This window comes from Pandoraea eparura (assembly GCF_902459725.1).
Taxonomy (GTDB): domain Bacteria; phylum Pseudomonadota; class Gammaproteobacteria; order Burkholderiales; family Burkholderiaceae; genus Pandoraea; species Pandoraea eparura.
On the sequence record NZ_CABPSH010000006.1, the window covers coordinates 157,889 to 182,274 of the forward strand.

Below are 24,386 nucleotides of genomic sequence, written 5' to 3' on the forward strand. Positions count from 1 at the left end.
ATGACGCCCCGTCCTGCGCCTTCCCCGCACGGCGCGTCCGCCGGGGACTCGTTGCCGGCGAGCGGTGCCGCCGACCTGCCGGCGCATGGCTGGCGGGCGTTCGTCGGCGGCCTCGATCGCGCCATCGGCTGGCTCACGGAGATTCCCGCGGCGATGCTCGTGCTTGCGGACATCCTCGTCATGCTCGCCGGCGTGATCGCCCGCTACGTGTTCCATGCCCCGCTGGTCTGGGGCGACGAACTCGCCGGCATTCTGTTTCTCTGGATGTCGATGCTCGGGGCCGTGGTCGCGCTGCGACGCGGCGAGCATATGCGCATGACGGCGTTCGTCGGCAAGGCGTCGCCGTCCACGCGGGCCTTCCTCGACGTGCTGGCGATTGCCGCCGCGCTCGCGTTCCTGATGCTCATTGTGCATCCGGCGTACGAGTATGCGTCGGAGGAGGCGTTCGTGATCACGCCTGCGATGGAGATCAGCAACGCCTGGCGGGCGGCGGCATTGCCGGTCGGCGTGGCGCTGATGCTCGTGGTGAGCGTGCTGCGGCTGCTGCGCACGGCGCCGGCATCGCGGGTGATCCAGGCGGTGGCGCTGGTGTGCGTGGTGTGCGTGGGCTTCTGGCTGCTCGGGCCGTTGTTGGCGCCGCTCGGGCGCTGGAATCTGGTCATCTTCTTCGCCGGTGTGGTCGGTGCGTGTGTGTTCGCGGGTGTGCCGATCGCCTTCTCGTTCGCCCTGGCGACCTTCGGCTTTCTCGCGTTGACGACCCGCACCCCGATGGTCGTGCTCGTCGGCCGGATGGACGAGGGCATGTCGCACCTGATCCTGCTGGCCGTGCCGCTGTTCGTTTTCCTCGGGCTGTTGATCGAGATGACGGGCATGGCGCGGGCAATGGTGCAGTTTCTCGCGAGCCTGCTCGGCCACGTGCGCGGCGGCCTGAGCTATGTGCTCATTGGCGGGATGTACCTGGTCTCGGGCATTTCCGGTTCCAAGGCGGCCGACATGGCGGCCATCGCCCCGGTGCTGTTCCCTGAGATGAAGAAGCGCGGGGCCGATCCCGGTGATCTCGTGGCGTTGCTCTCGACGACGGGCGCGCAGACCGAGACCATTCCGCCCTCGATCGTGCTGATCACCATCGGGTCGGTGACGGGCGTGTCGATCTCGGCGTTGTTCACCGGGGGCTTGCTGCCCGGCGTGGTGCTCGGCATCGCGCTGTGCAGCGTGGTGTGGTGGCGCTATCGCCGCGAGGATCTGTCCGGCGTCGAGAAGGCGAAGAAAGGCGAGGTGTGGCGCGCCTTCGTCTACGCGTTGCCGGCAGTGGCGCTGCCGTTCGTGATTCGAGCGGCGGTGGTCGAGGGCATTGCGACGGCCACCGAGGTGTCGACCATCGGCATCGCCTATTCGGTCGTGGCGGGCTTGTTGCTCTATCGCAAGTTCGATACGCGGCGCCTGCTGCCGATGCTGATCGAGACAGCGGCCTTGTCGGGCGCGATCATCTTCATCATCGGTGCGGCGACCGGCATGGCGTGGGGGCTCACGCAATCGGGCTTTGCGCAGGACTTCGCGGCCGCGATGGAGCGGGTGCCCGGCGGCAGTGCGGGTTTCATCGTGGTGTCCATCGTCGCGTTCATCGTGCTGGGCAGCGTGCTGGAGGGCATTCCCGCCATCGTGCTGTTCGGGCCGCTGATGTTTCCGATCGCCCGTGCGGTCGGTGTGCACGAGGTGCATTACGCGATGATAGTGGTGCTCTCGATGGGACTGGGCCTGTTCGCGCCGCCCTTTGGCGTCGGGTACTACGCCGCGTGTGCCATCGGCAAGGTCGATCCCGCGAAAGGCATGCGCGCGATCTGGGGCTATCTCGCGGCGCTCATTGTCGGGTTGATCTGTGTGGCGGCAATTCCCTGGATTTCCATCGGATTCCTTCACTGACGACGCACACCTGGCACTCGAAACCAACGACGCGGCGAGCGCCCCGATACGCGGGCGTCCAACAACACCTTCGACGATGGCGGCGAGCGGGGCGAACCCGCCTCGCGTGGCGCCGCACATCCAGACCGCACGCGACAGACAAGACAACAGGGAAGACCCATGAGCAGATTCTTCGGCGAGATTCGCCAGGTGGCATACCTCGTGCCGGATATCGAGGCGGCAATGACCTACTGGTCGAACGTGCTCGGTGTCGGGCCGTGGTACTACAACCCCAAGGTACCGATCCGCAACTACACGTATCGCGGCGAGCACTTCGAGCCGCACAACGCCGTGGCGCTGGCGAACGCGGGCGGCCTGCAGATCGAGTTGCTGCAGATCCGCAACGACGTACCGTCGATGTATCGGGACTTCCTCAACGCCGGGCGCAGCGGGGCACAGCATGTTGCCTACTGGACCGAGCACTTTGACGCCGATCTGGCGCGCGCGCGTGACGCCGGCTTCGAAGTCTGCATGAGCGGCGAGGTGGGCGAGAACGGCCGCTTCGTCTACTTCGAAGACCGCAGTGCCGACCCCGGCTGTCATCCCGGTACGACCATCGAGCTGTCCGAAGTCGCCGGCCCGAAGGGCAAGCTCTTCACTATGATTCGCGAGGCCGCCGCCGTCTGGGACGGCACCGACCCCGTTCGCGAATTTCCGGATCTCACGACGCTATGAGTGCAACCCTGTCTGCCACTTATCTGATCGAGACGCCGCTCGATCCGCGCAAGGTCGCCGAGGTCATGGCCGGCGAGCAGTCCTGCGGCACGTTTACCCGCGTGGCGGGGGAGACCGATGCGCTGCGTGAGCGCGCGCGTGCCATGGTCGAAGCGGTCGATCCCGTGGGCCACGTGGCGCAGCCGTCGTTGCCGAACGCGTTTCTCGAGCGCAAGGGCATCGGTGGCCCGTGGCATCGCGCCCGGGTCCGGATCGCCTTTCCGTATGAGAACGTCGGCGTGAACCTGCCGACGCTCGCGGCAACCCTTGCCGGTAATCTGTACGACCTGGGCGAGGTGACGGGCATGCGGCTGGAGCGCGTCGCGTTGCCGACGAGCTACCGCCAGCAGTTCGACTTTCCGCACTACGGCATCGCGGGAACCCGCCAGGCGACCGGTGTGCGCGAAGGCGCGCTGGTCGGCACGATCCTCAAGCCGAACGTGGGCATGAGCGCCGGGGAGACGGCGGCGCTGGTGGCGCGGTTGTGCGCGGCGGGCGTCGACTTCATCAAGGACGATGAGGTGTGCGCGAACCCCGTGCATGCGCCGCTCGCGCAGCGTGTGCCCGCTGTGATGGCCGTCGTGCGCGAGCATCGCGCGCATACCGGCAAGCAGGTGATGGTGGCGTTCAACATCACTGACGAAACGGACGCCATGCGACGACATGCCGATCTCGTGGCGCGCGAAGGCGGCAATTGTGTCATGGTGAGCCTGAACTGGTGCGGTTTCTCCGCCGTGCAGACGCTACGTCGGCACACCGATCTGGCGATCCACGCCCATCGAAACGGCTACGGTGCGATGTCGCGTGATCCGATGCTGGGCATCGGTTTTCAGGCCTATCAAACGCTCTGGCGCCTGGCTGGCGTCGATCACATGCATGTGCATGGCTTGCAAGGCAAGTTCGCACAGACCGACGAGGAGGTGATCGAGTCGGCGCACGACTGCTATACGCCGCTGGCCGTCGACGCCACGGGGCACGACATCGAACGGGACCAGGTGATGCCGGCGTTCTCCTCGGGGCAATGGGCCGGCACGGTGCCGGCGACCTGGCGTGCCGTTGGCCGCGACGATCTGCTCTTCATGGCGGGCGGCGGCATTCTGGCGCATCCCGACGGCCCGGCCGCGGGGGTGCAGAGTCTGCGCGACGCGTGGGGCGCGGTGCGTGCCGGCCAGTCGCTTGACGACGCGTCCCGCGACGCGCCCGCGCTGGCGGCCGCGTTGCGATTCTTCGGCCATTGAGCGGTGCCGTTATGTCTATCGAAGCTCAGTCGGCGATGATGCATCGCCCCCAACTGCTGTATTACGGCGACGACTTCACCGGTGCGACGGATACGCTGGCGAGTGCGGCACGCGCGGGATTGCGCAGCATCCTGCTGTTCGCGCCGCCGGATGCGGCCCGTCTCGCCATGCTCGGGGCGATCGATTGCCTGGGGATTGCCGGGCTGTCGCGTTCGCTCGCACCGACTCATATGCGAGAGGAGCTGGCGCCGATCGCGGAGCTGGCGCGGGCATTACGGCCAACGGTGCTGCATTACAAGACGTGCTCGACGTTCGACAGCGCGCCGGAGGTGGGGAGCATCGGCGAGGCGGTTCGCATGTTGTCGCCGTCCATGCCAAGTCCGTGGGTTGCGATCGTCGGGGGGCAGCCCAATCTCGGCCGCTACTGCCTCTTCGGCAATCTCTTTGCCGCGGCTGGCGCCGGCGGCGAGGTCGCGCGCATCGACCGGCATCCGACGATGAGCCGTCATCCAGTGACGCCGATGCACGAAGCCGATCTGCGTCGGCATCTGGCGCAGCAGGGCCTGACCGATGTCGGTCTCGTGCCATGGACCTGCTACGAGACGTCGCCGGGGGGCGGGGTTGGCGAGGTCGCGACGACGAGCGCCGTGTCGGCGCGTGTCGACGCCCTTCGCGCCGAGGGCGTGGTCAATATCCTCTGGGATGTGGCCAGACAGGGCGACCTGCCGCAGATCGGCGCGCAACTCTGGAGCGCGGCGCGGCGCGCACCGTTGTTGGCCGTGGGACCGAGCAGCGTGACACAGGCGCTGGCGAGCGCGATGGCGCGCGGTGGCCAGACGTCAAGCGACGAGATTCCGGCGGCGCAGGGGCCGGTGCTGGTGCTGGCGGGGAGTTTGTCGCCGGTGACGGCGGCTCAGGTGACGGCCGCCGTGTCGTTCGAGGTCGTGCGCCTGGACGCCGCGCGACTGATCGAGCCGGACGGGCGCTACTGCCGCGAGGCCGCCGCGCAACTGGCCGGACACCTTCGCGCCGGACGCCATGCGCTCGCCTGCACCGTGCCATCGGGTGCGCGTGCGGCTGAGCCGTCGGCCAATTCGTCGACCGATTCGTCAACCGAAGCATCGACGCAGGATCGGGCGGTCTCTGCGCTCGCGTTGGCACAGGCGGGCGGGCGCCTGCTCAGGCAAGTGCTGGACGAGGTGCCGGTCTCCCGCATGGCGATTGCGGGCGGCGACACGTCGAGCCACGGGGTGCGCGCGCTTGATGCCTGGGGCCTGGCGTATGCGGGTATGGTCTCGCCGGGCGCGCCGTTGTGCCGGCTGCGCAGCGATGCGCCCGCGCTCGACGGCATGGAGATTGTGCTCAAGGGCGGGCAGATGGGCGGGGTCGACTTGTTCGAGCGCCTGGTGCACGGCACGGCGTCACCTACCGCGCCGCTCAGTGCTTGAAGGTTTTCGCCGTTTCCTCGGCGGCGAACCGCAGCGCGGGCTCGAAGGCGAGCAGATCGTCGAGCGTCAGCCGACCGATGGGTGCCTGCACCGCGATGGCCGCGCAGGCGCGATTGCGGTTGAGCATGACCGGCACCGCAATTGCAATCAAGCCCTGCAAGTGCTCCTGATTGTTGATCCCCATCTTGCGCCGTCGGGTGCGTTCGAGTTCGGCGCGAAATTCGTCGCGATCGGTAAACGTGTGCTCCGCGAATTTGCGCAGCGGCAGGGTGTCGATCAACCGTTCGCGTCGTTCCTTCGGCAGAAAGCTCAGTAGCAACTTGCCGCTCGCCGAGCAATGCATCGGCACATGCGAGCCCGGCTGCAGGTGCATGCGCAGCGGCCATTCCGTCTCGACACGATCCACATAAATCACGTCGTTGCCCGAGAGCATCGTGAGGTTGCACGTCTCGCCGATGCGCGCGACCAGTTGTTCCAGCAAGCCGTGCCGCGCGGCGGCGGCGCCCGTTTGCATCAGCACGTTGATGGCCAGCGCACGAACGCGCGGCGAGCATTCGTAGCGGCGGTCGTTCGCGCTGCGCGTGATGAGCCAGGCGTCCTTGAGCTGGGTGAGGATGCGATGCACCGTCTGCTTTGGCAGACCCAGCGCGTTGACCAGATCCATCATCGAGAGCGGCCCGCCTGCGGTGGCCAGTGTCTCGAGCACGCGAAAAGCGCGCACTGCGGCTGCGTTCGATTGATTCGATGCCGTCATGTCGTCTCCTTCTCCTGATGCGCCGTCCCGCGCCGTCCTTGTCTGTCCATATGACGGATTCGACACGTCGTACCCACGATCTCTTCGTCTGTCCTGCGCGGTTACCTCCGATTCTGCATCGTTTTCATTACTTTTGCGGACCGTATCGGTCCCGAATATCGAGACGACCGGTACACACGCATCAGGTGTCCGGTTTGTCCGGAAATTTGAGACCTGTGACGCCACCCGGTTGGCTAGATTGGAGTCGCGAACCCAAGCGACAACCCGCGCCTTGCGCCTCAGGAGACATCACATGAATTCACGGGCTTTCGGACCCATCGCCCCCCCGTCCGGCACGCACACCGATATGCACGCCGACAAGCGCGCCGACGCGCTCGCGCAGGACGTCGACGCCCAGGTCGCAGCGCTGGTCGCCCGCGCTCAGGCCGCGCAGCGCGACTTCGCAAGCGCGGGGCAACAGACGCTCGACATGGCGGCCAGTGCGGCGGCCTGGGCGATCATGGAGCCGTCGCGTAACCGGCAACTGGCCGAACTCGCGGTGCGCGATACCGGACTCGGGAACGTCGACGACAAGTTCCAGAAGAACTTCCGCAAGACGCTCGGCCTGCTGCGCGACCTGCACGGTCGCAAGACGCATGGCGTCATCGCGCAGGACACGCGCAAGGGCATCGTCGAAATCGCACGTCCGGTGGGCGTGGTTGCGGCCATCACGCCGTCCACCAATCCCGCGGCCACCCCCGCGAACAAGATCATCAACGCGCTTAAGTGCGGCAATGCCGTGATCGTCGCGCCGTCGCCCAAAGGGCATTCCGCCTGCGCGCTGCTGCTCGATTTCATTCATGCGGAACTCGTCAAGGCCGGGCTGTCGCCAGACCTGGTGCAGATGCTGCCGGCACCGATCACCAAGGCGGCGACGGCGGCGCTGATGCGTCAGGCGGACCTGGTGGTTGCCACCGGGTCGCAGTCGAACGTGCGCATGGCCTACACGAGCGGCACGCCGGCGTTCGGCGTGGGGGCCGGCAACGTGGCGTCCATCGTCACGGCGAGCGCCGATCTGCGCGATGCCGCGACCAAGATCGCGCGCTCCAAGACCTTCGACAACGCAACGAGTTGTTCGTCGGAGAACAGCGTTGTCATCGAAAGCGCCGTCTACGACGCCATGCTCGACGCACTGCGTGCCGTTGGCGGCGTGCTGCTGGATGCGAGCCAGAAGCGGGCACTTCAGGACGTCATGTGGGTGGACGGCAAGCTGGCGGGCCGTTGCACGGCGAAAGCCGCACCGACGATCGCGCAATTGGCCGGGCTTGAAGACGTGGCGGGGCAGCAGCCGGCGTTCCTGATGGTCGAGGAGTCGGGCATCGGCGCCGATCATCCGTTCTCGGGCGAAAAGCTCTCGCCGGTGCTTACCGTCTATCGCGCCAGGGACTTTGCCGATGCGGCGTCGCTCGTCGACCGGATCTATGCGTACATGGGCGCGGGGCATTCCGTCGGATTGCATGGCACGGACCCGGCGCAGGCCGTGACATTGGCCGAGACGTTGCCGGTCGCGCGCGTGATCGTCAACCAGGCGCATTGCTTCGCCACCGGCGGGAATTTCGACAACGGCCTGCCGTTCTCGCTGTCGATGGGCTGCGGAACCTGGGGCAAGAACAACTTCACCGACAACCTCGGCTTTCGCCAGTATCTGAACGTGACGCGTGTGGCCTTCCCCATCGCGGTGGCGGTGCCAGAGGTCGACGAATTGCTGGGGGACTATTTCGGGAGGGCCGGTCGATGAACGCGCCCATGAATCCCGCGTCGGTCGCCGACGTCACGGCACGCGAAGGCCTGATGACACCGCCGCGCACGCTGCGCGACCTGATCGATACGCAAGCGGTGGCATTTGGCGATAAGCCCTACCTGCTGACGACCGGCGAGACGGTTTCCGACACCGCCACGCTGACCTTTACCGGCTTGCGCGACGATTGCCGCGAGCTCGCCCGTCGATTCGCCGATGCCGGACTGCGCCCCGGAGACATTGTTTCCGTCTGCATGGGCAACGGCTTGCAGACGGCGCGCCTGATTCTCGCGGCGATGTACAGCGGACTGGTCGTCAACCCGATCAATTTGCTGTGCCAGCCTGCGCAGATGGCGTACATCGTGGAGCACTCGGATACGCGGCTGATCTTCGTGTCCGAGGCGATGCAGCCTGCGATCGCGCAAGCCGTCGACGCATTGCGCGCGCAAGGCCTGACGCGGGCAGTGGCGCTCGTCTGCACGTCTGCGGAGGCGACGACGTTGCCCGAGATTGCGCCGCTGGGCGGATCGTCGGGGCCGGTCACGTCGGTCACGTCGGTCACATCAGTCACGTCCGCAACGCCGGTAACGCCAGAAATGCGCGACGTCGCGCTGCTCATGTACACCTCGGGCACGACCGGTGTGCCCAAAGGCGTGATGCTTACGCACCGGAATCTGCTGGCCAACGCGGGCTTCATCAGCGCGGAGCATCGTCTGACGCCGGACGATCGTGTGCTGGCGTCGCTGCCGCTCTATCACATCAACGGACTCGTGGTCACGCTGCTCGCGCCGCTGTTTCATGGCGGCTCGGTCGCGATGGCACCACGCTTTTCGGCGCGCACGTTCTGGCGCGACGTGATGGCCGCGCAATGCACGTGGATCAACGTGGTGCCGACCATCGTGGCGTATCTGCTCGACGGCGAGGCGCCGGACCGGTCCACCCTGGCGGCGCTGCGCTTTTGCCGGAGTGCGTCAGCGGCACTACCGGCGGATCACCATCGTGCCTTCGAGGCGCGCTTCGGCGTCGGCATCATCGAGACGATGGGCATGACGGAGACGGCGGCGCCGGTGTTCAGCAACCCGCTCGACGCAAGCCGGCGACGTGTGGGCAGCATCGGCCTGCCGTCGGGTGGCGAGGCGAAGGTGGTGCGGCGCGACGGCGCGCAGACGGCACCCGGCGAGACCGGTGAACTGGTGTTGCGCGGCGCCCAGGTCATGTGCGGCTATTACAAGCGCCCGGACGAGACCTCGGCTACGTTCACGGCCGACGGTTGGCTGCGCACCGGCGATCTCGGCTACTGCGACAGCGACGGGTACTTCTACATCACCGGACGCGCCAAGGAACTGATCATCAAGGGCGGCGAGAACATCGCGCCGCGCGAGATCGACGAGGCCCTGATGCGCCATCCGGGCGTGCTGGAAGCCGCGGCGGTGGGCGTGCCCGATCCCGCCTATGGTCAAGACATCGTGGCGTTCGTCGTGGTCCGTAACCGAGGCAGCGACGCCGGCGGCGGCGATGGCGCGCCGCCCGATGCCGCGGCGCTGCGTGAACACTGCTTGCAGACGTTGGGGCGCTACAAGACCCCGAAGGAATTTCGCTTCGTGAAGGATCTGCCGCGTGGCCCGTCGGGCAAGGTACAGCGACTCAAGCTGCTCAAAGGTTAGCGATCCGCAGCAAAAAGGACCAAACGCCACGGCCCAAGGCCCGCGAGGGCAACCCGCTTCACTGTGCAGCACACGATCGCATGCGCAAGACGCGTGTGACGTAAATACATAGGAGACAACATGGACAAGCGCACCGGTCGCGTGAAGACGCGCCACATCATCCTGGCGGTCATGTGCCTGATGTATTTCATCTCGTACATCGATCGTGTCAACATCGCCGTCGCCGGCCCATTCATCCGACAGGAGATGGGACTGACGACGGTGCAACTCGGACTTGTGTTTTCCGCGTTCGCGTATCCGTATGCCGCCATGCAGATCTTCGGCGGGTGGCTGGCCGATCGCTTCGGACCGAAGTTGGTGCTGACCGTGCTCTCGCTCATCTGGGGCGCGGCCACGCTGGCCACCGGATTTGCCGGCAGCATCGCTACGCTGGTGGCGCTGCGTTTCATCCTGGGCGTGGGCGAGGGCGGAGCGTTTCCGACGGCCACGCGTGCCTTCACGTACTGGATGCCGGTCAGTGAGCGCGGTTTCGCGCAGGGCATCACGCACAGCTTTGCGCGCCTTGGGGGCGCCATTACCCCACCGGTGGTGTTGGCGATTGTCGTGGCGTTTGGCTGGCGCGAGGCGTTCATCGTGCTCGGGGTGGTGAGTCTCGCCTGGACGATGCTCTACATGAAGGTGTTTACCAACACACCGGAGCAGCATCGTCGTGTCACGCCCGAGGAGACGGCCGAGATTGGTTATCGCTCGGGCGATTGTGAGCGGGCGAAACGTGCGGCAACGCCGTGGCGCAAGCTCGTTCGCCGCATGTGGCTGGTGACGTTCGTGGACTTCTGCTACGGCTGGCTGCTGTGGGTGTATCTGACGTGGATGCCGTCGTATCTGCGCGAATCGCAGGGCTTCGATCTCAAGCAACTGGCGTTGTTCACGTCGCTGCCGCTGCTCGCGGGCGTCATCGGTGACACGCTGGGGGGCGTCGTTTCGGACAAGCTCTACAAGATGACCGGCCGGCTGCGCTTTGCGCGGGTGTCGGTGATGGTGGTCGGCCTGGGCGGCTCGCTGGCGTTCCTGTTGCCGATGACGATGGTGACCGATCCGATGGTGGCGGTGCTGTTGCTCTCGGCGTCGTTCTTCTTCCTCGAAATTACCAACCCGGTGCTCTGGACGTTGCCGCTCGACATTGCGGGCAAGTACGCTGGCACCGCGGGCGGGATGATGAACACGGGCTTTGGCCTTGCCGGCATGATTTCACCGGTGGCGTTCGGGTATCTCATCGAGACGACGGGCAGCTACAACGTGCCGTTCGCGATCTCGGCGGCGTTGCTCGGCGTGGGGGTGATCGCCGCGCTGTTCATCGACACGAGCAAGACCGTCGAGAAGGACGAGGAGGCGGCGGCGCTGCGTGCAGCAAGCCTCTCAGGGGGAGATGCCACGCCGGTCTGGGCCGCCGTCGGGCCGCAACGACATCCGCTGCGCCGTCCGCTGCGTTGGCGCCGGTAACCATGCCGACAATGACGCTGGCATTACCGTAAAGGCAAGGGCGCGCCCGCCCACCTGACGTGTGGGCGGTGTCGCATCATGATGCTGATGCCGACGCCGATACACAAATACCGGTGGGGCGCCTCGCCGAATCACTGTCGAAACGCCGGGGCGAAACGTGAAACCGACAGCGCGTACATCTGGGCCAGTTGCGGTACGGTGAGCGCTTCGTCACGACGTCGTCGCGGCATCCCCCTTGTAACCCTTTGGCGGCCCATAGCCATATTTCCTGAACAGCCGTGCGAGATACGATGGAGACTCGAGGCCGACGGCGGCCGCTGCCGCGAGCACGGTCATGCCGGGCGAGGTCAGTAGCGTTGCGGCGATCTCCACGCGCCGCCGGGACTGATAATCGACGATAGACTCACCGGTGGCCTCGCGAAAGACGCGCGTCAACGATCGTTGCGACAGCCCGAACTCGTACGCGACGCGCTCAAGCGGTATCGGCTGATCGAGCGTTTCGTCGAGGAATGCACAAATGTCCCGTACGACCTCCGCATGTGCATCGGTCCGATTCGGCGTCAACGCCGCTGCCGTCAAACCGGCCTCCACGCAACTCGCCGCCAACGTACGGGCCGCAAGGTCTGCACGCAATGCCCATAGCTCGCTTGGCGGCGCCTCGCCCGAGCGCGCGGTGGTCCCCGTGGCAACACGCACCGCATCCAGCAACAGCAATGGCGCCGACCATATCGAGATGCGCGCGCACGATAGCTTGCGTCGCGCCTTGCGTTCGCAAAAGACCACGAAATCGCTAGCGACGTACACCGCCACATGCGCCTGATCGGGGCGGTAGCCTCGCGTGTCGTGCAGGCGTTGGGGCGGCACGACGACGAATGATTTCGGCGCAACGCGTACCGGCGCGACATTCGATTCGACGTTGAGTACGAGTTGTCCCGTCCTGGGGAGCAGGAACATGAATTCGTCGTCGTGCCGATGCGGCCGCGTGCGGTATTCGCCGACCGAGACATGCCGCACATCGGCGACGCGGTCGCCATCGAGATGACGAGGGGCAGTCGGATAGGATTTCACCAGGCGCTTCCTTTGCGTGACGGGACACTTGCAGCCCGCGCAGACGGCCGTGAACGCAACGCGGTGGATGGCGTGTTGGCAGTCGAAGCTCAGTATAACGCTTGGCGAAACGCGATGAGAGGCGCGAGAGAGGCGCGGCGGCATCAGGCTGCCGGGTGACGGAAAACGGCAACGGCTGCCGGATCCCTGCAGGGCGACAGTCGAATCCTGGGGGGCGAAAATACGGGCGCCGCCCGCTTTTGGCCGGATAGGGCGTGCCGAGTGGCCCGATCGGGCGCGACGGTTTTTCAGGGCTTCGGCATGCTTGCATCACTTGACTCCCGGAATGCCCCGATGAACTTGGAAGACACTTGCCCCCCAACCGATTTGCCCGTGCGCCGCCACGATGCGCCGGATTTGCGTTTCGTCATCGTGTTTTCCGCAGGTGCGGGCGGCGGTAATCCTGCGCCTGTCGTGTTCGACGCGGACGACTTGTCATCCGATGAAATGAGGGCCATCGCCTCGCGCTATGGCCACGAGAGCGCCTTTGTCTGCAAAAGCCGCGACCCGCGCCACACCGCTCGGCTCCGCTTTTTTGTGCCGGCGCACGAAATGGAGATGTGCGGTCATGCGACGCTCGGCGCGATGTGGTTATTGCGCCAAGCCGGTCGGTGGACGACCCCCCATGCCACCGTCGAGACGCTAAGCGGCCTCGTTGACGTACGTTACGACGAGACGTCGCGGCGTATCGATGTCGGCCAGCCGCGTGGCATTGTCGAGCCCATTGGCGATCGGGCACTCGTGGACGCCGTATGTCGGGTGCTCGGAATCGACGCGGACGATCTTGCGTCCCTGGGCATCGTCAATGCTCGAACGAGTCGCACGAAAACGCTGATCCCGGTCCGGTCTGTGCAGGTGCTCAATGCGTTGTCGCCTGCCCTGGACGACGTGCGCACGATGTGCGACGCACTGGACTCGACGGGGCTGTATCCGTTCGCGCTCGAACGAGCACGGCCACTGACGTTGCACGCGCGCCAGTTTCCGCGGTTGTCGGGTTATCCGGAAGACGCGGCCACCGGTATTGCTGCCGCGGCGACGCTGTACGGCGCGATTCACTATGGTTTGCTGAGCGAAGGCGAATCGTCGATGCGGGTCTATCAGGGCTTCGCGATGGGGCGCCCGTCGTGTATCCGCGTGGCATTACGTGATAGCGATCATATCGAGGCGGGCTGCTGGATCAGTGGCGCGGTGGAGTTTGCCATGCTGGAGCCGACAGCATGAAGACCTTCAGCAATGCACAGGTGGCCGGTGTTCGCGATGTGCCTTGCGCCGTCGTCGGTCGATCACTCGACCCCCATGTGCCCGCGATCATTGATCTCGCGGATGAGCGAGCGCAACGCGCTCACGATGCGCTCGGTCAACCCTTGCGGCGCACGCCGCTGCGCCCACACCAGTCCCACATCCATCGACGGCACGCCCGTGCTCAGATCCCGCCGCAGAATTCGCCCGCCGTCGATCGACCACGGGCGATAGACGAGATCCGAGAGAATCGACACGCCATAGCCCTGGGCGACGAGGCTGCGAATCGCCTCGATCGAGCGCGTGCGGAAATGCACGACCGGTTCGACCTGCGCAGCGTGCCAGTAGCGCTCGACCGTCTGCACGTGCTCATCCATATCGAGCAGCAGGAAGCGTTGCCCGCGAACATCGTCGAGCGTGACGCTCGGTTTGTCGAGCAGCGGATGCCCCGGGCTGGTCCATAGCCGGCGCGTCGAGCGCAGCAGCGTGTGCGAGACGAGTCCGTCAGCCACGACGTTCGATACCAGCAACAACGCCAGGTCGACCTCGCCCGCCAGGACGGCCGTTTCCAGTTCGCGGCGGTCGCCCTCGATCAACGTGAGTTCGACGTTAGGGAAGCGCTTGGACAAGGTGCTGGCCACCGAGGGCAGCAGATAGGCCGAAATCGTCTCGGTGACGGCCAGCCGCAGGTGGCCGCCGGCATCGTCCGGCAGCGTGCGGGCTTCCTGCAGGGCGTCGTCGGTCGCGTTCAGGATGCGATACGCATGACGCAGAAATCGCTCGCCGGCATCGGTCGGTCGCAGCCCCTTTGCATGCCTGACGAACAGCGGCGTACCGACGATCACCTCCAGATTCTGCAAGGCGATCGTCAGCGACGACTGCGACGCGCTGCACCGCTCGGCCGCGCGCATCACCTGTCCCGTCTCGGCCACGGCCACGAAGTACTCGATCTGACGCAGGGTTGGTTTCATTTAAAAAATCAATATTGCAAACTATATTTTTTATATTAGTAATAAATGTGGCGGCTGTATAGCATCGGAACATCGATTCCTATAGAGACGTACGAGACATGGTTCAGGAGGTCAAGCCCGGGTTCTGCACGTTGTGCCGTTCCCGCTGCGGCACGCTGGCTCGCGTGGAAAACGATGCGCTGATCGCGGTCGAACCCGATCCGTCGCATCCGAATGGCGCCGCGATGTGCCGCAAAGGCAAGGCGGCACCGGAGCTGGTGCATCACCCCGACCGGGTGACTACGCCGCTGCGCCGCACGGCCCCGAAGGGGGCGGACGACCCGGGCTGGGAGCGCATCTCGTGGGACGACGCGCTCACCGAGATCGCGGCACGCCTGGGCGAGATCCGGCGCGAGAGCGGCGCGCATGCGGTGGCGTTTGGCGTGACCACGCCGAGCGGTACGCCGCTTTCCGACAGCATCGACTGGATCGAGCGCTTCATCCGGGTGTTCGGCAGCCCGAACACGGTCTACGCGACGGAAATCTGCAATTGGCACAAGGACTTTGCGCACGCATTCACGTTCGGGTGCGGCATGCCGACCGCCGATTATGCGCAGGCAGATGTCATCATGCTCTGGGGGCACAACCCGACGAGTACGTGGTTGAGTCAGGCCAACGCCATTGGCCGGGGACGGGCACAAGGGGCCAGGTTGCTCGTGATCGACCCGCGCAAGACGCCGCTCGCCGCCGCTGCCGATGCCTGGCTGCCGGTGCGCCCCGGCACCGACGCGGCGCTGGCGCTCGGCCTCGCTCGTCGTCTGATCGACACCGGACGCTATGACGAGACGTTCGTGCGCCGGTGGACCAACGCACCGCTGCTCGTGCGCAACGACAACGGCCACTTTTTGCGCGCGGGCGATCTGGCGGTGACAGGCGCCGACGTGCCGCCCGAGGCCTTCGTTATCTGGAACGACGCGAGCGCGGCACCGCAACCCTACGATACAACTCACGCGCTGAGCCGCGACGCGGCGAACGATGCTGCCCTGCGCGGCGAGTTTGCCGTGATCGCCCGCGACGGATCGCGCATCGTCTGCCGGCCGGCGTTCGATCATCTTTGCGCGGGGCTGGCCGCTTACGATGCGGCCACCGTGAGCACACTCTGCGGCGTTTCCCCGGCACAGCTCGACGCTGCCGCCAGCCTCTTCACCGGGGCGCAGCGCGTTGCCTATCACGCGTGGTCGGGGGTGGCGCAGCACGCGAACGCGACGCAGATCGAGCGCGCCATCGCCGTCCTCTATGCCCTGACGGGCAGCTTCGACCGACGCGGGGGCAATCGCGTGATGACACGTCAACCGGTGAATGCCGTCGGTCAGCATGACCTGTTGAGTCCCGAGCAGCAGGCCAGGGCGCTGGGGATCGATGAGCGCCCGCTGGGGCCCCCTGCGCGTGGCTGGGTGACGGCGCGCGATACCTACCGCGCGATTCTCGACGGCACGCCCTACCGCGTGCGCGCACTGTTCTGCTTCGGCACCAACGTGCTCGCGTCGCAAGCGGATTACGCGATGGCGCGCGAGGCGCTCGAAGCGCTCGAGTTTCACGTCCATTGCGATCTGTTCGAGACGCCGTCGGCGCGCTTCGCCGATATCGTGCTGCCGGTGAACACGCCCTGGGAGCGTGAAGGCCTGCGTGCCGGTTTCGAGATCGACGATCGCGCCGAAGCGCTGGTTCAACTGCGTCAGCGCATGGTGTCGCCACGCGGCGAGTCGCGCAGCGACAACGACATCGTGTTCGATCTGGCGATGCGCCTGGGGATGGGCGGCGCCTTCTTCAACGGCAGTCTCGACGCCGGGTGGAACCATCAACTCGCTCCGCTCGGGCTCGATGTGCAGACGCTGCGTGCGCATCCCGAGGGAATTTCGCGTCCGCAGCCGCAATTTGAGCGCAAATATGCCCGCGCCGAGGCAGGCGGCGTCAGCGGATTCGCCACCGAAACCCGGCGCGTCGAGCTGTATTCCGAGCGTCTGCTGCGTCACGGTTATCCGCCGGTGCCGGTGCACGTGGCGTCGCGCGCCTTGAGCGACGACGAGGCGCAGCACTTCCCGCTGCTGCTCGGGTCGACCAAGAACGGCTATTACTGCCACAGTCAGCACCGCGGCTTGGCGAGCTTGCGCATGCGCGCACCCGATCCCGTGGTGCATCTGCATCCGACGCTGGCGGCGCGAAAGCACATCGCCGAAGGCGATTGGGTGCGAGTGACGACGCCGGCCGGTGTCGCGCGTTTTCGCGCGGCGTTCGATGCGGGGATGAGCGCCGACGTGCTGCTTGCCGAATACGGTTGGTGGCAGGCGTGCGACAGCGTGGGCCGTCACGGTTTCGCGATGGCGGGCGAGGCGTCGAGCAACTTCAACGCGCTGGTGACGACGCAGGACATCGATCCGATCAGCGGGTCGTCGCCGCTGCGCTCGTTTCGATGCGACATTGCGCGCGACCCGGCAAGCGATCCGGCCCGCCGCCCGTGGGCCGGCATGGCGCGCTTTCGCATTGCCGCACTCGAGGCCGCGGCCGACGGGGTGCGTGCCATTGCGCTCGAACCGCTCGACGAGGTGGGGCTCCCAGACTATTTGCCCGGACAGCACGTCACCGTTCGCGTATCGATTCCCGGACACGCCCAGCCCGTGACACGCGCTTACTCGCTCACCGGGCCGTCCAGCGAGCGCGCGCGTCGCGGGTATCGCATCGCGGTGCGCCATCAACAGGGGCGCACCCGGGAGGGCGCGCCGTGTGACGGCGTGGTCTCGAGCTGGCTGAACACCGGGGCGCGTGTCGGCGACGTGATCGAACTGGGCGCGCCGTCGGGGCGCTTCGTCATGCCGCTGTACAGTCGCCAGCCTGTCGTGTGCTTCGCCGGCGGCATTGGTATCACGCCGTTTCTCTGCTACCTGGAATCGCTGGCGGCGCAGGCGGAAGGTGCGGGCGCGCCGTTGCCCGACGTCTGGCTGCATTACGCCAACCGCAATGGCGCCACGCACGCCTTTCGGGATCGGCTGGCGGCGCTTGCGCAGCGACTGCCCAACGTGCGGGTCGTCAACTACTACGACGCGCCGCGCGAGGCGGATGTCCTCGGTCGCGACTATGTGTCGGCGGAGCGGCTGTCTGCCGACGTGGTGTCCGACGACCTGATCGAGCGCCGCGCGCGCTTCTACCTGTGCGGCCCGGCACCCATGATGGCGGCCGTGATGGCGGGGCTGACGGCGCGTGGCGTGCCCGCGTTCGACATGTTCAAGGAGGCGTTCCGCTCACCGAGCGCCCCGCGTGCCGACGCCGAGGCTGCGTGGCCCGTCACGTTTGCCCGCTCGGGCCGCGAGGCCGTATGGACGCCCTCGCACGGCAGCCTGTTGTCGTTCGCCGAGTCGCTGGGGCTGACACTGCCGAGCGGATGCCGTGTCGGGCAATGCGAGAGCTGTGCGATGCGCGTGCTGGCCGGCGAGGTCGAGCACCTGGGCGACGTGGCGCTCGACGAGCCCGGCATGTGCCTGGCCTGTCAGGCGGTGCCGCGCGAAGCCATCGTGATCGACGCCTGACGTTTCCTTTCCCCATCGACGAGGAACTGTACCCATGAAATTCATCGACGCTGACGCCACGCGCGAGGCATTGGCTTTTGGCCCGTTGCTCGACGCGCTGCGCCGCCTGTTCGTGACTGGATGCGAAGTGCCGCTGCGCCACACGCACGTCATCCCTGAGCCGGACACGGACGACGCCATGACCGTGCTCGTCATGCCGGCGTGGCAGCCGGGTGGTTATCTCGGCATCAAGACCGTCAACATTGCGCCGGGCAATGCCCGGCGCGGCGTGCCGGGGCTGCATTCGACCTATCTGCTCTACGACGCCACGACGGGGGTGCCGCTTGCGCAGATGGACGGCAACGAGATCACGTCGCGACGCACGGCGGCAGCCTCGGCGCTCGCAGCGTCGTATCTGGCGCGTGAGGACGCGTCGCACCTCGCGCTGCTCGGCGCGGGCCGCGTGGGGGCGCTGGTGCCGCTGGCGTATCGCGCGGTGCGCCCGATCGCGCGCGTGAGTGTGTGGGATCGCGATGCACAGGCGGCCGCGCGCCTGGCGGACCGACTGCATGCGCAGGGTTTCGACGCGCTCGTGTGCGACACCGCCAAGGCGGCCGTCGAAGGCGCGGATGTCGTCACGTGCGCAACGCTGGCGACCGAGCCTGTGGTGCAGGGCGACTGGCTGGCGCCGGGCGTACATCTGGATCTGATCGGCAGTTTCACGCCGCAGATGCGCGAGGCCGACGATGCGTGCTTTGTGGGCGCGTCGTTGTACGTCGACACCGAAGAAGCGCTGGCGAAATCGGGAGAGCTGCTGGGTCCGATGTCGCGAGGCGTGTTCACTGCGCAGGACGTGCGCGGCACGCTGGCCGGCCTGTGTCGCGCAGAACGCGGCGCTCGCCGCGGCGATGACGAGCGCACGGTGTTCAAGGCCGTGGGCACGGCGCTGGAGGATCTGGCGGCGGCCATGCTGGTCTGGCAGGCGACGCAGTCCGGCTGACGCGACACCGGGGCAACCGGCGATGGAAAACGGCGGTGGCGCGGCGTCGCCATCGCAGGGGCAGGGGCAGGCACGACACGGGGCGAGCATCGCGGGGCGCGGCGGTGCCGATCACTACACATCTATGGGAACGCACGAAATGAAACCGGGAACTTCACTCACGAGCATGTCGGGGACGCCGCAAGACGGCGGTCGTCTGGAACGTCTGGCGGCGGCGGTCACGCGTTGGTCCGAACGCTGGTTTCCGGACGCCTATCTGTTCGCGGCGCTCGCCGTCATCGTGTGCGCGGGGGGCGCGCTGGCCATCGGGGTGCCGGCCGTCAAAGTGGGCGTGGCGTTCGGCGACGGCTTCTGGAGCCTGATTCCGTTCACGATGCAGATGGCCATCGTGGCCATTTCGGGCTACGTGGTGGCGGTCTCGCCGCCCGCCGCCATGCTTATCCGCAGGATGGCGGCCCTGCCGCGCAGCGGTCGTAGCGCGGTGGCCTATGTGGCGTTCGTGAGCATCGTGCTCTCGTTGTTCAACTGGGCCATCAGCCTGGTGTTCGCGGGCTTGCTGGTGCGGGCGATTGCGCGCCGCGACGACATTCGCATGGACTATCGGGCCGGGGGCGCGGCGGCCTATCTGGGCATGGGGGCGACTTGGGCACTGGGGTTGAGTTCATCGGCCGCGCAGTTGCAGGCCAACCCGGCGAGCTTGCCGAAGGCGCTGGTCGAGATCACGGGCGTCATTCCGTTTTCCGACACGATCTTCCTGCCGCAATCGATGGCAATTGCCGCCGTGCTGACGTTGGTGTCGGTGGTCCTGGCGTACTACTCGGCGCCGCGCGACGATCGCGCCACGGTCGCTGCCGACCTTGGCGTGTCGCTCGACGATACGGCAAAGCCCTACGTGCGTGCGCAACGTCCGGGGGATTGGCTCGAATACAGTCCGCTCGTGACGGTGCTGATCGTGGCGCTGGGCGTGCTCTGGATCGGTCATGAGTTCACGACGAAGGATCCGTTGCAGGCGATCTCGAATCTGAACACGTACAACTTCGTGTTCCTGATGTTGGGCATGTTGCTGAACTGGCGTCCGCGCCGGTTTCTCGATGCGATCGCGAAGTCGGTGCCGTCCGTGGCTGGCGTGCTGATCCAGTTCCCGCTCTACGGCGGCATTGCCTACCTGCTGACCAAGGCACCGGGCATCGATGGGGCGACGCTCTCGCACCACCTGTCGAGCTTCTTCGTGGCGATCTCGTCACAGACGTCTTTCCCGGGCGTGATGGGCGTGTATTCGGCGGTGCTGGGCTTCTTCGTGCCGTCGGGCGGCGGCAAGTGGATCATCGAGGCGCCTTACGTGATGCAGGCGGCCAACGACCTGCATGTACATCTGGGATGGGCGGTCACGGTGTACAACGCGGCCGAAGCGCTGCCGAACCTGATCAATCCGTTCTGGATGCTTCCGCTTCTGGGGGTGCTCGGTCTGCGAGCGCGCGACATCGTCGGGTACACGTTCACACAATTGCTGGTGCACTTCCCCGTGGTCATCGTCATGCTGTGGCTGCTCGCGCAGACATTGACGTATCACCCGCCGGTCATGCCGTGAGGCGCAGGCCGTTGCGTGAACGTCGGACGACGAAGCAGATTGTGAATGGCGCTACACTGTGCCCCGGGAAAAAAAGCGTCATTACGCAATTCACGGGGGATTTGAAACATGTCAGCCAGAACCTTGCTGATCGCGTGCCTGGCCACCGTAGGGCTATCGGTGGCGGGTGGCGCGACCGCGCAGTCCTACTTGCAGAGTGGCGACCTGAACAGCATCCGCCAATCGAATCAGGCTGTGCCGGGTGGTCCGGCCAGCATGGGGTTTGCGCCGCCCGCACCTCGGCGGGACGGTGCAGGCGGCGTCGGTGCGCAGTTCAGGGAGGGCATGGCGGACGGCGAGCGGCAGGCGCAGCGCCAGCGTGAGTCGGCGGCGATGAGCGATATGCAGATGAAGGCGCTGACGGATCCGCAGCGCGTGCCTCAGGGTCGATATCCGGGCGCGTCCACCAACGCGCAGGGTGCGATCTACTTCAACGAGCAAGGGCCCACCGCTTGCAAGCAAGACCCGGTGTCGGGGCAGGTGCAATGCGGGGCGACGACATCGCGATAAGCGCCGTCCTGCCGCTTGCGATCACCGCAACGTTGAATCGGCGGGGCGGCATACCGACAGCATCCGTTGGCGCAGCCAGCGATGCACGGGGCCATCTGCGTGATCGCGGCAATCAACGACGACCGGGAGACGATTGCCGATGTGTCGACGGAGGAGTTCGTGCGCGTCATGGTGATGTCCGGCACCGGTTTGAGGCTGCCGCGTCGGCCAGTCGAGTGGACAGCCAAGCGACAGATGTCGCGGGCGGGCACCTCGGGACGTCACTTCGGCTAAGATGCAAGCATCGACGTCGTGGCCGATGCGATATCTCCGAGAGCGGGGCCGTTCGAGCCCGCCATCCCGATCATTAGGCAATGAAGTCATTTTGCAGCGGTTGGCGACGCCTGTTCGCGGGCGCGATCGTGGGGGCGGCAGGCGTGTATATGGCAGCAGCGCTGGCGCAGCCGCCGCAATACAAGAACGATGCCGAATTGATGGGGGCGGCGATAGCGTCCCCCGAAGGTGTCGGTGAGGTGCTGGAGCGGCTCGTACAGAAGTGCGGACTCTATGGTGCGGCCACCCGAACGCACGGGAATGCGGCGTTGCGCGCGTGGCAGACGCGGCATCGCGATTATTTGGCCGAGGGCCGGCGCGTGCGTGCCGAACTGCAATCGACCTATACCGATCCCGAGGCCCGCGCGCGCTTCGACGACTTGCTGCGCAACCAATTGCCGATGCTTGTCGAGCGCCAATTTGTCGTCTATTCCCGCAGCATCGACGATCAGCCGACCGAGAGCGCAAAAGCGGATCTGTGCGACGGCTATTTCTCGGCAGTCGACGACCGTCAGTTCGATCTCAAGGTGAACGACCCGGCCCTCGCCGCGTTTTTTGACCGGCGTATTGCGGCACGCGCCGCCGGCGCGAGCGGAGGCGATGCGGGTGGTGATAGCCCTGCGAGCGCGGCGCACGATGACGGCGCCAGTGCGCCATCCGCACCGGCGGTCCCCACAGTGCCGGCCAAGTAAGCGCGGCTACGCTGCCACAGGCGTGTCGCCGTCCTCCGGCCGCTCGCCCGTCAGCAGATAACGCATGAGATCGGCCACGGGGCGAATGCGCTGGCCGAAGGGCAACGGGTCGCGGCCGCGGAAGAAGAGTCCGCGCGCCACATCGCCACGCACGGCCTGGGCGAGTTTCAGATCGATGCAGAACTGCCCGATGCGCGCCGCGCCATCGCGCAGCCCGCAGGCCTGCAAACAATCGAATCCCTCCAGACACTGCCGCACCTTCGCCTTCGCCTGCAGGGCGGTCTCACGCGAGAGGTACTTCCTCAGCCAAGGCGTCAGCACCGCGCGCGCAGGTAATCCCGCCACGCTGGTGAACTCGGCAATGTCTTCCGGCCGTGCGCTTGCCAGCACCGCCTTGAACGCCGGGTGCGCGTCCGATTCCTCGGTCACGGCAAACGCCGTGCCCAACTGCACGCCCGCCGCGCCTTGGCCCAGCCAATGCCGGACCTGCTCGTGACGGTAAATGCCGCCGGCCACGATCAGCGGGACACGGGACCATTCGATGCCGAGCGTCGCATAGATCTCGCGGCACTCCGCGAGCACGCGATCGAACGAGAAGCGCGCGTCGCCCAGTTCCTCGATGCGCGATGCGCCGAGATGCCCGCCCGCATGGGCCGGATGTTCGATGACGATGGCGTCCGGCAGGCGGCCCTTCTTCATCCACTTGCGCAACACCAGGCTCACCCCGCGCGAGTCCGACAGAATCGGAATGAGCGCGACGCCCGGATGCGACGCGGTGAGTTCCGGCAGATCGAGCGGCAACCCGGCGCCCATGACGATGGCATCGGCACCGCTCTCGCAAGCCTGCCGCACCAGCGACGTATGCGCGCTCACCGCCTTCATGACATTGACCGCCACCAGCCCGTTGCCGTCGGCAATTGCCTTGGCGGCGCGGATTTCGCGGTCGAGTGCGATCAGGTTGACCGTCTCGATGGCCGCCTTCTTGCCCTCTGAGGTGTGAAGCCCGTCGACTTTGGCAAGCAGGTCGGGGTGATGGTGGCGCAGGTCAATGCTCGCAATCGTCCCCATGCCATTGTGCCGCGCCACCGTCCCGGCCAGCCGGTGGGCGGAGATGCCGATGCCCATTCCGCCTTGCACCACCGGCACCAGCCGGCGGCCGGCCAGCGTCAACCATTGCTCGTTCATGTCAGTTCCGTTCGTCTTGGTTGGCTCACGCGGGCGAGAACGCCGTGTGTCGGCGCGCGCACGCGAAAAGGGCAGTCTGGCATCTGCCCCGCGAACGGGTCTTGCGATGGGTCAAGCGCGGATGCGCTCGGGCGCCGCGGCGCCTGCGGCGTGACGCCGCAGCCGCCGCAGCACCCGAGCGGCCTGCGGGCCGACGTCAGCCCGCGCGGGCTTTGGGCGGCACGCCGCCAAGCTTCATGCCGAGGCCGCGCAGGAACACGCGCAGTCCGTCGGCCTTCCCAAGTTGCGGACGGTGACGGAAGACGTCGTAGTTCACGGCTTCGATCCGCTCGAGGATGCGCAGCCCGCCATGCACCACGCAACACAGTTCCAGGCCGAAGCGGCCCGGCACACGGTTGGCGAGCGGCGCGCCGCGCAGCATCATCCGCCGGGCGAAGTCGACTTCGTAGCGCATGAGCGCGCGCCAGCGCTCGTCGAACGTCTGCGCGCCGATGTCGGCATCGGTCACCCCGAAACGGGCCATGTCGTCCTGCGGCAGATACACACGCGCCTTGCGCCAGTCGACTTCCACGTCCTGCCAGAAGTTGATGAGTTGCAGGGCCGAGCAGATGTCGTCCGAGCAGGCGATGTTCTCGGGCGTGTCGAGCTTGAAAAGGCCGAGCATGATGCGCCCGACCGGGTCGGCCGAGCGGCGCGTGTAGTCGCGCAGATCGGCGAACGTCGCGTAACGCTTGACCTCGATGTCCTGATCGAACGCGCTCAGCAGGTCGGAGAACGGCTGGACAGCAAGCCGATGCTCGGCAATGACACGTGCAAGGGCCGCGAACAGCGGTCTGTCGGGCGACGTGGGCTGCCCGGCGGCGATGTTGTCGAGTTCCGCCTGGTAAGCCGCGAGGCTGGCGTGGCGCTCGGTGTTGGAGGCATCGCCTTCGTCGGCGATGTCGTCGGCCGTGCGCGCGAAGTTGTAGATCACACCCACCGGCGCGCGCATCTCGCGCGGCAGCAGGATACTGGCGACCGGAAAGTTCTCGTAATGCTCGATCTTGGCGTCGGAAGTCATCGGGCGGGTGGGCAAATGGGGCAACGCGGCTGCGCTGAGAGCCCCGAGATTCTATGCTATCGTTCCAAATCCTGGCGGGAAAGTCGCGCC

General features: G+C 66.5%; 19 protein-coding genes. 14 read left to right on the forward strand and 5 right to left on the reverse strand.

Features of this window, described 5'->3' with window-relative positions; genetic code table 11:
- From PEP31012_RS14455 to PEP31012_RS14470, 4 genes are all read left to right on the forward strand, one after another.
- On the forward strand, positions 1–1,920 hold the full coding sequence (locus PEP31012_RS14455) for a TRAP transporter large permease (protein WP_150590021.1): 1,920 nt from the start codon (positions 1–3) through the stop codon (positions 1,918–1,920).
- Between the two features lie 159 nt (positions 1,921–2,079).
- Positions 2,080–2,634, forward strand: a complete 555-nt coding sequence (locus PEP31012_RS14460; protein WP_150590022.1) for a VOC family protein — start codon at positions 2,080–2,082, stop codon at positions 2,632–2,634.
- Positions 2,631–3,911, forward strand: a complete 1,281-nt coding sequence (locus PEP31012_RS14465; protein WP_150590023.1) for a ribulose-bisphosphate carboxylase large subunit family protein — start codon at positions 2,631–2,633, stop codon at positions 3,909–3,911. Before PEP31012_RS14460 ends, PEP31012_RS14465 begins: the two co-directional genes overlap by 4 nt.
- Before the next feature lie 11 nt (positions 3,912–3,922).
- On the forward strand, positions 3,923–5,359 hold the full coding sequence (locus PEP31012_RS14470; protein WP_246171303.1) for a four-carbon acid sugar kinase family protein: 1,437 nt from the start codon (positions 3,923–3,925) through the stop codon (positions 5,357–5,359).
- Here PEP31012_RS14470 and PEP31012_RS14475 read toward each other — a convergent pair.
- The gene (locus PEP31012_RS14475) at positions 5,349–6,113 is read right to left on the reverse strand and encodes an IclR family transcriptional regulator (protein WP_150590024.1); all 765 of its coding nucleotides are present in this window, start codon (positions 6,111–6,113) and stop codon (positions 5,349–5,351) included. The two genes, PEP31012_RS14470 and PEP31012_RS14475, sit on opposite strands and share 11 nt — an antisense overlap.
- 346 nt (positions 6,114–6,459) lie before the next feature.
- On the opposite strand from PEP31012_RS14475, the gene sauS reads away from it, so the two are divergent.
- The 3 genes from sauS to PEP31012_RS14490 all read left to right on the forward strand — a co-directional run bounded on the left by sauS (position 6,460) and on the right by PEP31012_RS14490 (position 11,054).
- Positions 6,460–7,890, forward strand: a complete 1,431-nt coding sequence (gene sauS, locus PEP31012_RS14480) for an acylating sulfoacetaldehyde dehydrogenase (protein ID WP_150590095.1) — start codon at positions 6,460–6,462, stop codon at positions 7,888–7,890.
- A 53-nt stretch (positions 7,891–7,943) separates the two neighbouring features.
- Positions 7,944–9,554 carry an AMP-binding protein gene (locus PEP31012_RS14485; RefSeq protein WP_150590096.1) on the forward strand — a complete coding sequence of 537 codons (1,611 nt, stop codon included), beginning with the start codon at positions 7,944–7,946 and terminating at the stop codon, positions 9,552–9,554.
- A gap of 120 nt (positions 9,555–9,674) precedes the next feature.
- Positions 9,675–11,054, forward strand: coding sequence for an MFS transporter (locus PEP31012_RS14490; protein ID WP_150590025.1), 1,380 nt, complete (start codon positions 9,675–9,677; stop codon positions 11,052–11,054).
- 210 nt (positions 11,055–11,264) lie between these two features.
- Here the strand turns inward: PEP31012_RS14490 and PEP31012_RS14495 are convergent, their stop codons facing one another.
- A complete protein-coding gene (locus tag PEP31012_RS14495) occupies positions 11,265–12,122 on the reverse strand; it encodes an AraC family transcriptional regulator (RefSeq protein ID WP_150590026.1) in 858 nt (285 codons plus the stop codon).
- Positions 12,123–12,455: 333 nt separating this feature from the next.
- Here PEP31012_RS14495 and PEP31012_RS14500 point away from each other — a divergent pair, with 333 nt between their 5' ends.
- Complete coding sequence (locus tag PEP31012_RS14500) at positions 12,456–13,382, forward strand: PhzF family phenazine biosynthesis protein (RefSeq protein WP_150590027.1); 927 nt, start codon at positions 12,456–12,458, stop codon at positions 13,380–13,382.
- Between the two features lie 62 nt (positions 13,383–13,444).
- Here the strand turns inward: PEP31012_RS14500 and PEP31012_RS14505 are convergent, their stop codons facing one another.
- On the reverse strand, positions 13,445–14,371 hold the full coding sequence (locus tag PEP31012_RS14505) for a LysR family transcriptional regulator (RefSeq protein ID WP_150590028.1): 927 nt from the start codon (positions 14,369–14,371) through the stop codon (positions 13,445–13,447).
- A gap of 98 nt (positions 14,372–14,469) precedes the next feature.
- Here PEP31012_RS14505 and PEP31012_RS14510 point away from each other — a divergent pair, with 98 nt between their 5' ends.
- The 6 genes from PEP31012_RS14510 (at position 14,470) to PEP31012_RS14535 (ending at position 22,051) form a co-directional block, all read left to right on the forward strand.
- Entirely contained in the window at positions 14,470–17,931 is a 3,462-nt protein-coding gene (locus PEP31012_RS14510) for a molybdopterin-dependent oxidoreductase (protein WP_150590029.1), read from the forward strand.
- A 34-nt stretch (positions 17,932–17,965) separates the two neighbouring features.
- Positions 17,966–18,910, forward strand: a complete 945-nt coding sequence (gene lhpI / locus PEP31012_RS14515; protein WP_150590030.1) for a bifunctional Delta(1)-pyrroline-2-carboxylate/Delta(1)-piperideine-2-carboxylate reductase — start codon at positions 17,966–17,968, stop codon at positions 18,908–18,910.
- Positions 18,911–19,049: 139 nt separating this feature from the next.
- Complete coding sequence (locus tag PEP31012_RS14520) at positions 19,050–20,498, forward strand: short-chain fatty acid transporter (protein WP_174978247.1); 1,449 nt, start codon at positions 19,050–19,052, stop codon at positions 20,496–20,498.
- Positions 20,499–20,606: 108 nt separating this feature from the next.
- On the forward strand, positions 20,607–21,047 hold the full coding sequence (locus PEP31012_RS14525; protein WP_150590031.1) for a hypothetical protein: 441 nt from the start codon (positions 20,607–20,609) through the stop codon (positions 21,045–21,047).
- Between the two features lie 81 nt (positions 21,048–21,128).
- Entirely contained in the window at positions 21,129–21,320 is a 192-nt protein-coding gene (locus tag PEP31012_RS14530) for a hypothetical protein (protein WP_150590032.1), read from the forward strand.
- 80 nt (positions 21,321–21,400) lie between these two features.
- Positions 21,401–22,051, forward strand: coding sequence for a hypothetical protein (locus PEP31012_RS14535; RefSeq protein ID WP_150590033.1), 651 nt, complete (start codon positions 21,401–21,403; stop codon positions 22,049–22,051).
- A gap of 6 nt (positions 22,052–22,057) precedes the next feature.
- Here the strand turns inward: PEP31012_RS14535 and PEP31012_RS14540 are convergent, their stop codons facing one another.
- On the reverse strand, positions 22,058–23,236 hold the full coding sequence (locus tag PEP31012_RS14540) for an NAD(P)H-dependent flavin oxidoreductase (protein WP_150590034.1): 1,179 nt from the start codon (positions 23,234–23,236) through the stop codon (positions 22,058–22,060).
- Between the two features lie 196 nt (positions 23,237–23,432).
- Positions 23,433–24,296, reverse strand: a complete 864-nt coding sequence (hpnC, locus tag PEP31012_RS14545; RefSeq protein ID WP_150590035.1) for a squalene synthase HpnC — start codon at positions 24,294–24,296, stop codon at positions 23,433–23,435.
- Between the last annotated feature and the right edge of the window lie 90 nt (positions 24,297–24,386).